The sequence below is a fragment of the Rhodococcus sp. FG69 genome (assembly GCF_057808915.1).
The window spans coordinates 14,681-27,951 of the sequence record NZ_JBMDIX010000054.1; the positions used below are offsets into that span (position 1 = coordinate 14,681).

12 protein-coding genes are annotated in these 13,271 nt (G+C 62.8%); 3 read left to right on the forward strand and 9 right to left on the reverse strand.

Annotated elements, in window-relative coordinates; translation table 11 throughout:
- The first annotated feature begins 103 nt into the window (after positions 1–103).
- The 3 genes from ACODSO_RS27125 (at position 104) to ACODSO_RS27135 (ending at position 1,666) form a co-directional block, all read left to right on the forward strand.
- Positions 104–343, forward strand: a complete 240-nt coding sequence (locus ACODSO_RS27125; protein ID WP_489039787.1) for a hypothetical protein — start codon at positions 104–106, stop codon at positions 341–343.
- A 146-nt stretch (positions 344–489) separates the two neighbouring features.
- The gene (locus ACODSO_RS27130) at positions 490–1,290 is read left to right on the forward strand and encodes a MerR family transcriptional regulator (RefSeq protein ID WP_489039788.1); all 801 of its coding nucleotides are present in this window, start codon (positions 490–492) and stop codon (positions 1,288–1,290) included.
- Positions 1,291–1,330: 40 nt separating this feature from the next.
- The gene (locus tag ACODSO_RS27135) at positions 1,331–1,666 is read left to right on the forward strand and encodes a nuclear transport factor 2 family protein (protein WP_489039789.1); all 336 of its coding nucleotides are present in this window, start codon (positions 1,331–1,333) and stop codon (positions 1,664–1,666) included.
- Positions 1,667–1,774: 108 nt separating this feature from the next.
- Here the strand turns inward: ACODSO_RS27135 and katG are convergent, their stop codons facing one another.
- The 9 genes from katG to ACODSO_RS27180 form a co-directional block, all read right to left on the reverse strand.
- Complete coding sequence (gene katG / locus ACODSO_RS27140; RefSeq protein ID WP_489039790.1) at positions 1,775–4,006, reverse strand: catalase/peroxidase HPI; 2,232 nt, start codon at positions 4,004–4,006, stop codon at positions 1,775–1,777.
- Entirely contained in the window at positions 4,003–4,488 is a 486-nt protein-coding gene (locus ACODSO_RS27145) for a Fur family transcriptional regulator (protein WP_489039797.1), read from the reverse strand. Before ACODSO_RS27145 ends, katG begins: the two co-directional genes overlap by 4 nt.
- A gap of 62 nt (positions 4,489–4,550) precedes the next feature.
- Positions 4,551–5,237, reverse strand: coding sequence for a HemK2/MTQ2 family protein methyltransferase (locus ACODSO_RS27150; protein ID WP_489039791.1), 687 nt, complete (start codon positions 5,235–5,237; stop codon positions 4,551–4,553).
- 43 nt (positions 5,238–5,280) lie between these two features.
- Positions 5,281–6,201 carry an ATP-grasp fold amidoligase family protein gene (locus ACODSO_RS27155; RefSeq protein WP_489039792.1) on the reverse strand — a complete coding sequence of 307 codons (921 nt, stop codon included), beginning with the start codon at positions 6,199–6,201 and terminating at the stop codon, positions 5,281–5,283.
- The gene (locus ACODSO_RS27160) at positions 6,198–7,370 is read right to left on the reverse strand and encodes a glycosyltransferase (RefSeq protein ID WP_489039798.1); all 1,173 of its coding nucleotides are present in this window, start codon (positions 7,368–7,370) and stop codon (positions 6,198–6,200) included. The genes ACODSO_RS27155 and ACODSO_RS27160 overlap by 4 nt, the downstream gene beginning before the upstream one ends.
- 341 nt (positions 7,371–7,711) lie before the next feature.
- The gene (locus tag ACODSO_RS27165; RefSeq protein ID WP_489039793.1) at positions 7,712–9,382 is read right to left on the reverse strand and encodes an ABC transporter substrate-binding protein; all 1,671 of its coding nucleotides are present in this window, start codon (positions 9,380–9,382) and stop codon (positions 7,712–7,714) included.
- Positions 9,383–9,655: 273 nt separating this feature from the next.
- Positions 9,656–10,663 (reverse strand): ABC transporter permease, encoded by a 1,008-nt coding sequence (locus ACODSO_RS27170; RefSeq protein WP_489039794.1) that lies wholly within the window; start codon positions 10,661–10,663, stop codon positions 9,656–9,658.
- Positions 10,660–12,168, reverse strand: coding sequence for a sugar ABC transporter ATP-binding protein (locus ACODSO_RS27175; protein WP_489039795.1), 1,509 nt, complete (start codon positions 12,166–12,168; stop codon positions 10,660–10,662). Before ACODSO_RS27175 ends, ACODSO_RS27170 begins: the two co-directional genes overlap by 4 nt.
- Positions 12,169–12,182: 14 nt before the next feature.
- The gene (locus tag ACODSO_RS27180; protein ID WP_489039796.1) at positions 12,183–13,196 is read right to left on the reverse strand and encodes a sugar ABC transporter substrate-binding protein; all 1,014 of its coding nucleotides are present in this window, start codon (positions 13,194–13,196) and stop codon (positions 12,183–12,185) included.
- Between the last annotated feature and the right edge of the window lie 75 nt (positions 13,197–13,271).

Consider the following 13,271-nt stretch of genomic DNA (forward strand, 5'->3'; position numbering starts at 1 on the left):
ATTTTTCGCCCGGCCTCATCGTTGCGCAAAAACACCATTTCCTCGACGGTTGCCCGGCGTCCATGATGCCGACACTTCGCCGTCGGTTGGAGCAAGGCCCGCCATGAACGAGCGTCACGCCCGCGACCTGATCGACTTCGCTGCACGATGGGCCCCGTTCGGGGGTGCCGACGACGAAGAAATATGGGTTTCGTTCGGACTCAGAGCTGGTGAATACCGTCGTCGACTCCGCTTGATCCTCGATCTCCCCAACCCCGCAATGCTCGACAGCGCGATGAGGGAGCGTCTGAGAAGTTGTTCCCAGCGCGTCAACGCCGCACCACGACCGTTGGTCGGCCTGTAGGTCGAGGCTGTCAGTGCCCACTCCGGGGTGGGCGCGGAACAAAGCTACCCGTTCAGGCGGATCTACTCCCGTGTTGTGTGTGCCTGGAGGCGCTCAGCGCACAATCGGGGGGTAGATCCGGCGCCCTGTGGGGGAGAATGCCTGACGTGGCTTCCGTGATGACGATCGGCGACTTCTCCCAGGCGACCAGATTGAGCGCCAAGACCCTTCGCTTCTACCATCACGCCGGGCTTCTGCTGCCGGCGTCGATCGACCCCTCGAACGGGTACCGGCTCTACGGTTCCGACCAGATCGCCGACGCGCAGGTGATTCGCCAACTGCGCGCACTGTCTGTACCGGTAGACACGATCCGGTCGATTCTCGTCGCAACCGACGTCGAGACGAGGAACGACCTGATCGCTGCGCATCTGGAACGAATGGAGGCCGAACTGGAAGCGACCAGAGCCGCGGTCAGGTCACTTCGAGGTCTGCTCGCAACGGCGCCGGCACCGCTCGTCATCGAGCATCGCAGCATCCCGGCAACACCGGCGTTGGTAATTCGCGAGACGATCGACCTTCCCGACCTCGGCGACTGGTACACCTCGGCCCTCGCCGAACTGGATGCGTTGTCTCAGAACGATTCTCTGCGCGCCGTCGGGCCGATAGGCGGGATCTGGGACACCGAGCTGTTTCTGCACGAACGTGGCGACGCTGCATTGTTCTGCCCGATCGCGTCTTCGGACGGTCACTCGACTCCCAACGGACGTGTCCAGGCAGAGCTGCTCCCCGCCGTCGATCTGGCCGTCGCAACGCATCGAGGACCCGACGAGACGATCGGGCAGACCTACGGGGAGCTCGGGGCCTATGTCGCCGAACACGAGATCGGCGTCGGCGGACCCATTCGGGAGAACTACCTGACGGATGTCGTCACCGAGATCGGTTGGCCGATCTTCCGCACCGGCCGCTGACCCTTGACTTTCCCCTGACGGGAAGGTCGACGCTGGAGCAATGACAACAACGGATATGCCACCGACCGTCGCCACGTACTTCGAGCTGATGGACGGACCGGACAAAACACGAGTTGCGGACGTGTTCACCGATGACGCGACCGTCCTCGACGACGGCCACACCTACCGCGGGCGCGCCGAGATAAAAGGCTGGCTGAGCGGTCCGGCCAGCGAGTACACGACCACGTCCACCCGATTGTCCGTCCAACGATCCGGTGCGACGACGATCGTCGTCATCCTGCTCGAGGGCAACTTTCCCGGCGGCCGCGTCGAGCTGCGGTACGAGTTTCGCGAGAACACCGATGGACTCCTCGACGCCCTGTCCATCACGGCCTAGCGATCGGCGGTCACAGTTGCACACTATCGTCGAGTATCGACGGGATCCCGTTGATACTCGACGATAGTGTGCACACCGGTCCGGACTTGCGCTCAGCCGCGCTTTCGATCAGTCGAGATCGAAACGATCGTTGTCGGCGACCTTCGCCCATACAGCGACGAAATCGTCGACGAACTTGTCACCGTTGTCCGCCTGCGCGTAGACCTCGGACAGCGCCCGCAACTGTGAGTGCGAACCGAAGGTCAGATCGACCGACGTCGCCGTCCACTTCTGTGCACCCGACGCCCGGTCCTTCCCCACGAACACGTCCGACTCCGATTCCGACGGTGTCCATTCGGTGTCGGAATCGAGAAGGTTGACGAAGAAGTCGTTGGTCAACGTCCCCGGGCGGTCGGTGAACACACCGTGGGAGCTGCCTCCATGGTTGGCGGCGAGCGCGCGGAGCCCTCCGAGCAGTACCGTCACCTCGGGTGCCGTCAGATCGAGCATGTAGGAGCGGTCCAGGAACAGCACCTGCGCGGGTGTTTCCTCGCCTGCCTTGACGAAGTTCCGGAAGCCGTCACCGCGTGGCTCCAGCACCTCGAACGACTCGACGTCCGTTTCCTCCTGCGAGGCATCGGTGCGACCGGGCCGGAACGGCACGGTCACCTCGCGGCCGGCGTCGCGTGCGGCCTTCTCGACCGCCGCGTTTCCGGCGAGGACGATGACGTCGGCCAGCGACACCTTCTTGCCGCCCGTTGCCGAACCGTTGAAGTCCTGCTGGATCTGCTCGAGCTTCGGCAGCACCTCGGCCAGAACCTCCGGTTCACTCGCATCCCAGCTCTTCTGTGGTTCCAACCGGATGCGAGCGCCGTTCGCACCCCCACGGAAGTCAGTGCGGCGAAAACTGGACGCCGAAGACCACGCGACACCGATGAGCTGCTGGATAGTCAGGCCGGACTCCAGGATTCGCGCCTTCAACGCCGCGGCATCGTCATGATCGATCTGCTCGTAGTCGGCGGTGGGCACCGGGTCCTGCCACAGCTGCGGCTCCGGAATCCACGGACCGAGATAGCGTGAAACCGGACCCATATCGCGATGCAGAAGCTTGTACCAGGCCTTGGCGAAGGCGACGGACAGCTCCTCCGGATGTTCGAGCCATCGACGGGTGATCCTGGCGTATTCAGGATCCTCGCGCAACGAGATGTCGGTGACCAACATCGTCGGGGCGCGGCCCGGGCCACCGAACGGGTCGGGGATCGTACCTGCGCCTGCGCCGTCCTTCGCCGTGAACTGCCATGCATCCGAAGGGCTCTTCGTGAGTTCCCACTCGTAGCCGTACAAGTTCTCGAGGTAGCCATTGCCCCACTTGGTGGGCGTCGGGGTCCAGACGACTTCGAGGCCACTGGTGATCTGGTCCTCGGCCTTGCCCTTGCCGAAGCCGTTCTTCCATCCGAGACCCTGCTGCTCGATCGGCGCGCCTTCGGGCTCCGGTCCGATCTTGTCTGCTGGGCCTGCGCCGTGCGTCTTCCCGAAGCTGTGACCGCCGACGATGAGCGCTGCAGTCTCCTCGTCGTTCATCGCCATCCTTTTGAACGTCTCACGAATGTCGTGGGCCGCAGCGACCGGATCCGGTTCTCCTTCAGGACCTTCCGGATTGACGTAGATCAAGCCCATCGTGGTGGCGCCTAGCGGCTTGGCCAGTTCACGGCCTTCCGCGTAGCGCTTGTCCGTGCCGAGCCAGGCATCCTCCGGGCCCCAGAACACTTCCTCCGGTTCCCAGATGTCCTCGCGTCCGAAGCCGAAACCGAACGTCTCGAAGCCCATGGACTCGAGGGCGGCGTTGCCCGCGAACACGAGCAGGTCCGCCCAGGAGATCTTGTTTCCGTACTTCTGTTTCACCGGCCACAGCAAGCGACGAGCCTTGTCCAGGTTCGCGTTGTCGGGCCAACTGTTCAGGGGTGCAAATCGCTGAGCTCCCTGTCCTCCGCCGCCGCGACCGTCGAAGGTGCGATAGGTCCCGGCCGCGTGCCAGCTCATGCGGATGAACAGGCCGCCGTAATGGCCGTAGTCGGCAGGCCACCAATCACGCGAGGTGGTCATCACCGAAATCAGATCGGCTTTGAGGGCCTCGACGTCGAGCTTGGCGAACTCGGACTTGTAATCGAAGCCCTCACCCAGCGGGTTGGACTTGGAGGTGTGCGCGTGCAGAATCGACAGATCGATTTGCTCTGGCCACCAGTCCTTGTTCGTCAGCGGCGCATGCGCTTTGGGTTTCGGGGACTCGATTACTGGGTTTTCGCTCTCACTCGTGCTGTCGGTGCCGGTGTCCGAGTGAGGCGGGCGAGCGTCGGAGGTCACGCGCGTTCCTTTCCGAGAGGCTTGTTCGGTGTGCGATCACGGGGTGTGACCGAATTCGTGGTGGTTGCACAGTCAGGACAGATACCCCAGTAGGTGACTTCTGCCTCGTCGACGACAAAACCGCCGCTGCGGCTAGGCGTCGAACATGGGACCTCGCCGGCCCCGCAGTCGGCGTCGACGATGAAACCGCAGGAGCGGCACACAATATGGTGATGGTTGTCGCCCACACGCGTCTCGTAACGAGCAACGTGGCCTGCTGGCTGAATTCGACGAAGCAAGCCTGCGACGGTGAGCGCGTCGAGCACGTCGTAGATGGCCTGTCGAGATACGACAGGCGGGACTTCGCGCGCGAGTCCGTAGATCGTGTCGGTGTCCGAATGCGGATGCGCCTGAACGGAACTCAAGACGACAATGCGAGGCTGCGTCACTCGCAATCCTGCGGTACGCAACATATGGGCACTGCTCGAAGCCGTTGCCACTATTCGACCATAGACTTCCTGGCCCGGGCTTGTCCTCGATTGTTTGGATTCGGTCGAATTCACCTTCACCGGTTGGTGCGTCGGCGTGCTTCGATGAGCACAAGTTCCTCGCGTCTGCATCCCGGCGCGATACGTCCCGTTTCTTCCATCCAGCTCGCGCGGTCTTGCATCACTGGGCCGAAGTCTATTGTCGTCGTTCGAATCACGTCGCTGACCAGTCCACTTCCTTGCAGTTGCCCCATCGAGTCGACAACCCCCGAAAACTCGGACTGTACGACCAACAGCACTCCTTCCGGCGCGAGAAGATCAGCAGCTCTGGTACACAACAGATCGAGCACGACTCGTCCGCAGTCTCCCGCATCCCAGGCCCGGTGCACACCGGCACCGACCGGCGGTTCCGGAGACGGCACATACGGTGGATTCGACACTACGAAGTCGAATTTCGCCTGCAGTAGCGCATCGGCGATCGTGCCGAGCCGAACGTCCACCTGTACGCCGTTGGCAGCAGCGTTGGCGGACGCACACGCGACAGCGTCGGCGGAGATGTCGTATGCGACAACATCTCGCGCTCCCATTCGTGCCGCTTCGATGGCTGCGATACCGCTGCCTGTGCACAGATCCAGGACTCGCGCCCCTGCCATGTTCGATCGTGACGAAATTTCGTCGCTCAGGAGAAATGAATCCTCCTGGGGGACATATACCCCAGCGTCGACATTGATCAGCGTCTGTGTACGTTCTCGTGCAGCAGTCATGGAGCCTCCGGGTCGTTGCTCTACGAGTGCCCGATCCGGAAGATCAGCAAACGTCGGTTCCACCGAAGTCGCGATCGAGGTAAGCGCGGGGAACCGTCCAGTACTGCCCGAACTCGGCATCGAAGGATTCTGGATGGAACGGGCTGTCACCACCCGCCGGATAGCTCGTCAACTCTCCGACCAGGATCCTGCTGTCGACGACGTAGAGGTCCACCCGAAGGAAATCGGTGTCCGACGCCAGGCGTTCGGCCATCTCGATCATCTCCGCGAGGCACTCTGGTTGCTGTTGTTCGTCGGCCGAGTGTGGGAGTCCACCACTGAGCGGAAGCCACTCCCAGGGCCTCCGGTAGAAGTCTTGACTCCTCCGTTCGAACCGCCCGGCATCGACTTGAACGAACTCACAACGACCGTGAAACACGAACAACTTGTAGTCGTCCGCGATCTTGCCGTTCGGCTTGACCAGCATTTCTTCGACGAGAATTCGCCGAGGAACCGCGACGTACGCCCACTCTCGGTTGGGACCCTGACCGTAGAGTTGTTCGATCCAGTACTGCGAGATGTCGACGAGCGTGGAGCGGTCTGCGTGTTCCGGACGAACGTGCGTATACGCCCAGCAGGCGTCGATGCTCGGCAATGTCGCGTTCGGATCCGCGTCGGACGACACGACGACCACCGCGCCGCTTCCGTGGGTCGGCTTGACCACGTAGCTGTCGGGCAGGTCCAGATCGACGAGGTCGGCCGGATGGTCCAGTAGCGCGTACAGCGTCGGCAGGTGTCGTTGTCCCACGATCGACGTGACGTAGTCGCGCATCGCCGCCTTGTCGGCGAAGGTGATCAACAGCCTCCGGTGATCACGAAGCATCTTGTACCGCACCTTCTCGGTGAAGGTGGTCGGACGCGAAGTCCGCCAGAGCCGCCACCATCGCACGAGCCGAGCACGCTCGCGCCATCGCGCACGCCTCATCGACAGTCGGCCGTCAACGCGCGTGCAGAGGTCTGTGTTCTCGAACCGGTGAGGTGCCGATGCCTGTCCCGTAGGTGGATGACCGATGCCCCGATCATGTCCCGGTACAGCTCGATGTAGGCGTCGACCATGGTTCGCGCCGAGCAGTGCCGTTCCGCGTGGGCTCGGACGCCTGCACGCGGGAGTTCCGTGGCTCGCGCAACAGCCTCAGCCAGGGCCCGGACGTCCCCCGGGGGCACGAGAACACCGCTGTCGGACGACACGATCTCCGGAATACCACCCCGTGCGAATGCTGCCACGGGCGTTCCGCACGCAAGCGCCTCCGCCACCACGAGCCCGTACGGCTCGTCCCACAGCGGCGTCGCGAGGGCCGCTGCCGCGCCGCCGACCAGACAAGCAAGCTCGCGCTGTTCCAGGTGACCGACGTACGTGGTTCGCTCGCCGAGGCGGGGGGCTACCTCACGAAGGAAATAATCCGGATCGGAAATAGGTCCCGCGAGCTTCAACGGATAGCCCGCCATCTCTGCGGCCTCGATTGCCAGATGTGGACCCTTTTCCGGCGTGAACCGTCCCGACCACACGAGATACGAACCACCCTCGCCGGCCGGCCAGTCTTCGACTCCGACGCCATTGGGCACGATGTCGACGTCGCTCACGACGCTGTCCCACATCGACGCAGTGTGCCTACTCACCGCTGCGAAGCGGCCGCTGTTCCCGTCGGATGCCGCGACCGCAGATTCGATCCACGGCGTCGGCGGGGTGTGCAGCGTCGTCAGGAACGGGGTAGTCAACGTCGACGCCATCGCGACCGGAAGATAGTGGAGGCTGTGGTTGTGGACGATGTCGAACCGATGGTCCGACGCCAGGTCCAACATCAGTCGCTGGTAGGCGTGATGATCGGTCATGAAGTCGTCCGACGGCATCGACACGTCCGATTTCGCCCACTGCGTGAGTTGCAACTGCTGGACGTCGAGAAGGTCGCTCGGCAGGTCGGGGTCCGAACCCGGACCTGCAAACAGGGTGACACGGTGCCCCTCGCGCACCAATTCCCTTGTCAGATGCCAAATATGGGCCTCGAGGCCGCCTGCGAACGGTTGAGCAATGGGGAACCTGTTGGATGCAATCAGCGCAACGCTCAATCTGCCGGTACTCACTCCAACGTCACCGATGACCCCAACTGGTTAGCACTGTCGTTCACGCCCATCCCTCGTCGCAGAAGGACGGGCACAGACGCCCGCCACCGAACGAAGTCGATACCCCCGGCCACGACGCCGCAAACCAACGGTCAGCGTGCGATCGTGGTCACGGCCGTCACACCGTCGATTTCCGCGACAGTACGGCTCCCCTGCCCGCCCGTCTGTGCCGATAGGCGACGAGTCGAAGCTGGCGAATTCACTCCGGCTGCGGACGAACCTGGGGCCTAACACTGGCCGTCAGATGCCCACTTCTCCGTGCGCGGGTGTCGATCCAGGGAGTTCGACGAAAGCCACTCGGGGTAGTCGAGACAGGACTACCCGATCGTTCTCGGCGCCTTCGCCCCGAACCAAGGTGGGAGTTCGAACACGCTGTCGGCCTGTGGATCCGGGCTGAGGATGCGATGCTTCCCGTCCTGGATCTGGTACACCAGATGGGCCTGAGCAAGCGACGCATCCGCCGTACCCAACGGATACGCGACGGCCGCCTGTCCTTTGCCACCGAGGTAATACGAGCCGTTGACACCGCGGTGCACGAGGCTACGGATCTCCTGGGATACCTTCCCGTAGTCGCGCGGCGACGCCGAGCGCGACCAGGCGTCAGCGAGAATCATCGTGCGGTCGTACGCGATTCCGGCGTGCGACCTGCCAGGAAATACGCCGTATACGCGTTTGTATCGCTCGGCGAATCCAGTACTGACCGGATCCGAATAGGTACCGGTGACCGTCGCCCACAGTATTCCGTTGGCGTGATCACCCAGTTGCTCGCGAAATTCAGGAATCGAGGGCGCATAGAGACTGTAGATCAAGGTGTCCGGCATGTTGTCGACGAGCGCACGAATCGTTGCGACGGTCCCGTCGACGAAGTAATGGCCGATCAGTAGCGCCGCCGGAGCGAGCGAACGCACCCGACTCGCAGCGTCGACCCAATCCTGGGTACTGGGACCGACCCGCACGACGTCGAGAGACCACCCCTGCGCTTGCGCCAAGTCCGCGGCGCGGTCGAGACCGAGATTGGATACTTTCCACGCACCGAGCAACACGACCAACTGCTTCGACGACGGATTCCACCGCCCTCGGTTCTTCAAACCTGCAAGAAAGTTCACGAAGCCCGGTCCGTAATTCGTATCACTCGGACAGACCTGGAAGATTCGGCCGTAGCGCGACGGATCATGCTCGACGCGCTGCACCATTGCGTCGAGCGTTGCAGCGTGAAGGTACGGTGCACCGTAGTCCGCTGCAACCTCGTGGGCGACTTCCTGCCAGGCAAAATAGCCCGATGTGATCGCATCTACACCTCTGCCTGCCAGCTCGAGCATCCCCTTCTCGATACTGTCTTCCGACACGATGTCCACGTCGGCGGTCGCCAGTTCGACCCGGCGGCCGCCCACTCCTCCCCTGGCGTTGATCTCTGCCAATGCCAGCTCCGTTCCCCGGACCATCTCTTCACCGTCGGCGTGAGCGATACCCGTAATCGGTACCGCCGAACCGATCACGAGTGGTTGCAGACGTATCCGGCGCGACGCGGGGATAGGCCTCTTGACCGTTACCGTGGCAGACGCTCTCACCAACGCGAGATGTTCGAAACCGTCGGTCCCTCCCGGAACGGGAAGTCTCGTCATGCCTTCGTCGAGCGCCTTGGTGGCCGCGGCCGTGCGGCTCTTCACTCCGAGCTTGGCGAGTACACGATCGACATGTGTGGTGACAGTCCGAGGACTGAGCCACAACCGGTCCGCAATGTTCTGATTGGTCAGACCCCCTGCGAGAAGGGTCACCACGTCGACCTCCCGAGCGGTCAGCCCCCAAGCCAGTTCAGCGTCGTCGCGAATCGATACCTCGGCGCGCGACTCAGCTCCCACGTCGACGAGAACGACCGAGATCGCCAGCAGCTGCTTGCTCGGCGACAACCACCGAAACCGAGCCTCGACTAGGCCGTCTCGCATCACTCCGACCGCAATGTCGATCAGATCTGCCGGGATAACCGACATCGGGCCAGGCTGGGCGGCCCGCGAATGTTCGACGGTTCCGTCAGGACGAACGAGATAGCTCGCCGCTACGGTACAGTCCGCGCGATAGTGTAGCTTCACTGGCGACGAGCCTTTCCGACCTAGACCCTGATCTCCCCCGCCCTGGTCAGAACACTAATCCGGAAACCGGCACGGCCTGTGTCGAACGAGTTAAATCCGTTCGACTTCTGGTGAGGATGGCGGTCCGACTTCCGCCTTACGCCATAGCCCTTCACATGGCCTGCTCTCTTCCTCTCAGGAGCGACGGCGTGCAGCAGAGTCGAGTGCCACGGCAGCAATCACGATCAGTCCCTTGGCAATCAGCTGCCAGTGCTGACTGACGTTGAGGCTGTAGAACACATTGGTCAGGGTCGCGAGTATCAACAGTCCGACCGCGGAACGCCACATCGCACCTTCACCGCCCCGCAACGACGTTCCACCCACAACGACGATCGCAATTGCGTCGAGCGCGATGTTCGCACCGACATCGGCCTGTCCGACGGCCAATCGTGACGCATCGATCATCCCCGCGAGGGCAGCGAGCGCTCCGGTCAATACGTACACACTCGCGGTGATCGACGGGACTCTCAATCCCGAAAGCCATCCTGCTTCGGCATTCCCACCCACTGCCTGCACGTTGCGTCCGATCGTGGTCTTGGCGAGCACGATGCCACCGACGATCATGGTCAGTATCAGAATGAAAATCGGGGTGGGGATGCCCATCGTGTGGGATTTGGACAGCGACTGGAAGCCGGGCTGCGACACGATGAACGGGGCGGAATTGGAGTAGATATACGCGAGCCCCGAGATCACCGACGCCGAACCCAGCGTCGCGACGAATGGGTTGATGTGCAACTTCGCTACGAGCAGTCCGTTGGCCAGACCGCACAGCAGCCCGGCCGCCAAGGCTGCTGCTCCGGCGAGCGCAACCGACCCGGTGGAGATCGTGACACCGGCGAACACCGTGGACCCGAGCGCATACGTAGCACCGACCGAGAGGTCGAAGCCGCCCGAGATGATCACGAAGGTCATCCCCACGGCAATGATGCCGACGGCAGCATTCTGAACCAAGATGTCCCGGATGTTGGCGGGCGCCAGGAATCCGTCGTACAAGAAGGTCGCAACCACCACCAGCAGAACCAGCACCACCAGCATGCTGTACTTCACCAGGAAGGTCGACGGACTGGTGCCCGGCCATCCCCCGGGCGACTTCTTCGGTTCCGGCGTGCCGGCGACCGCGTTGGTTTCGGTCGATGTACTCATGCTGCATCCTCTCGAAAGCCGAGCTTGACGATGTCGGCCACCGTAAATGCCGGTGAACCTGCAGGAATGTCGTCGACGATCCGTCCGTGGGCGAAGACGAGCAGACGGTCGGCGACGGCGAGTACCTCCTCGAGCTCCGAGGAGGTGACGACGACGGATGCGCCACGTTCTGCGAGGTGGACCAGCGAGGCCAACACCTCCGACTTGGCACCGATGTCGATGCCTCGGGTGGGTTCGTCGACGAACAGGACGCGAGGCCCATGTCCCGCCCACTTCGCGAGCAGCACCTTCTGTTGGTTGCCGCCGGACAAGTGCACCACCGGCTCCGACAGTCGCTTCGGATCGAATCCGAAGTACCGCACGGGTTCCGACGCGCCGTCACGCTCACGCCCCGGCCTCAGCCACCCGAATGTGCGCGTGGAACGACCGAGCCAGAAGTTACTGGCGCCGTCCATGTCGAGCACCAGTCCGGCACGTCGACTTTCCGGAACCAGGACGAGACCGGCGTCGATCGCTGCGCGCGGGCTTGTCGGCCACGCGGTGTCAGCACCGTCGAGAGTCATCTCGCCCGTCGACATCGACTCCATGCCGCACACCGAACGCATGAACGTGGTGCGGCCTGAACCCACGAGCCCCCACAGCCCCACGATCTCACCCTCCCGGACTGTCAAGTCGAGACCGTGAAGCACGTTCGGCAACGACACGTTCTGCGCATTCAACACCACTTCGCCCAGCGGTCGACGGTCTGCGCGTACCGCGACTTCCACGTCCCGTCCGACCATTTCCTGAATGAGCCGTTTGCGGTCCCACTCGGCACGGTCCGCTGTCCGCATGATTGCACCCTCACGAAGAACCGTTATCCGATCGGCCAGCGCCAGAACCTCTTCCAGGTTATGGCTCACGAAAACGATGGTGGTCCCCTGCGAGCGAAGACGATCGAGCACTCGATACAGGGTGTCTCGCTCGTGTTCGGCCAATGCAGCACTGGGCTCATCGAGCATCAGCACCTTGCTGTCGGCCTGAACGCCCCGCATGATTTCGAGGATCTGTTGCGACGACACCGACAGTTCCCGCACCGGCACACCCATGGGAATTTCGACGTCGAAGTCGACGCACATCTCACGGAACCGAGCACGCATCGACTTGGTGTCGAGGATGCCCCGGCGCGTGAGGTTCTGCCCGAGAAAGACGTTGGCCACCGCGTCGAGTGCGGGCACCATCGTCAGCTCTTGATAGACGGCCGCCAACCCGAGTCGACGGACTTCACGGGGGTTGCCACCGTGCAGTGTGGTGCCCGAGACCGTAATGGACCCCGAACTCGCTTCGACACGTCCGCTGATCATGCCCAGCAGCGTCGATTTCCCCGCGCCGTTCTCACCGACGAGGGCGTGCACACTACCCGCGGTGATCTGCACTGTCGCTGACTTCACCGCGCGGTTGGCGCCATAGGTCTTCGACACCTCGATACAGTCGATCGCGATCGGTCGCGTTTCGGAAACCGTCATGCCCCTCCCACCCCCTAGTACTCGGCCGTGAAGTCGGCAACGTTGCTGCGCTCCGCAAACGGCGTGCCCGGCAGGGAATCCGAAGCCGACAGGTCGACGAATCTCGGAGTCTCTCGTTTCTCGACGGTGTCCGCGAGTCCTTCGATCGCCAACCGAGTTTCCAGGCGCGGCAACATCATCACGCTGCTGGTGATGGCACCGGATTCGACGTTGTCCAAGGCCCACTGGTCACCACCGAAGTCGTACACGGCGACGTCGCGGCCCGCAGTTGCCTGGACGACGCCGCGGGTCATGCCGGAGAAGTTCGACATCACGACGTCGAGGTCCGGGTTGGCCTGCAGAATCGTCTGCGCCGCTTGGAAGCCCTTGGGCGTGGTGTAGTCGGTGGTCTGCTTGGAGACGACCTCGTACCGGCCGTCGCCTTCGAATGCCTTGGCTGCGTCGAAGAAGCACAGCGTATTGGCGTTCAGATCGGGCCCGGAGATGAGCGCAATCTTCGCGCCGTCGGGGTGATCGGCCTTGACCTTCTCGACCCACGCCTCGTACACATCCAGTGTCTGGCCGCCGACATAGTTCACAGTGCCGGGCTCCCACGTCTCCTCACCGCTGTTGGTAGCGCGGCCGCAGATCGGAAGGTTGAACACCGATACGATGATGTTCTTCTCCGGCGCCTGCTGAGTCAGCATGTTGCACACTAGGTTCCCGTCGTTCGGTTCGACAGCGAATGCGTTGTACCGACCGCTCGTGATCGCGTTCTGCATTTGGTCGAACTGGGTCTGGGCATCGAACTGCCCATCGAAGACGTCGAGTTCTGCGCCGAGTTCGTCGGCGGTCTTCTTCGCTTCGTCGATCGATGCCTGGAGGTACGCATTGCTGGCACCCGCCGAGAAATATGCGATCTTCAGGTCGGACGCCGAATCGACGGTGGGGACCGTCTGCTCGCGTTCCGCGCCCGACTGGTCGGCGACGGCGTCCACCGAGCAGGCAGGCAGCACGGCCAGCACGGTTGCCGCGGCAGCGATACTCATGGTGCGAATTTTCATGATGTTCCTAGTAGTACTTTGTTAGGTTGGGAATCTGTGGTGGCAGTGCGGGCAGGTTCC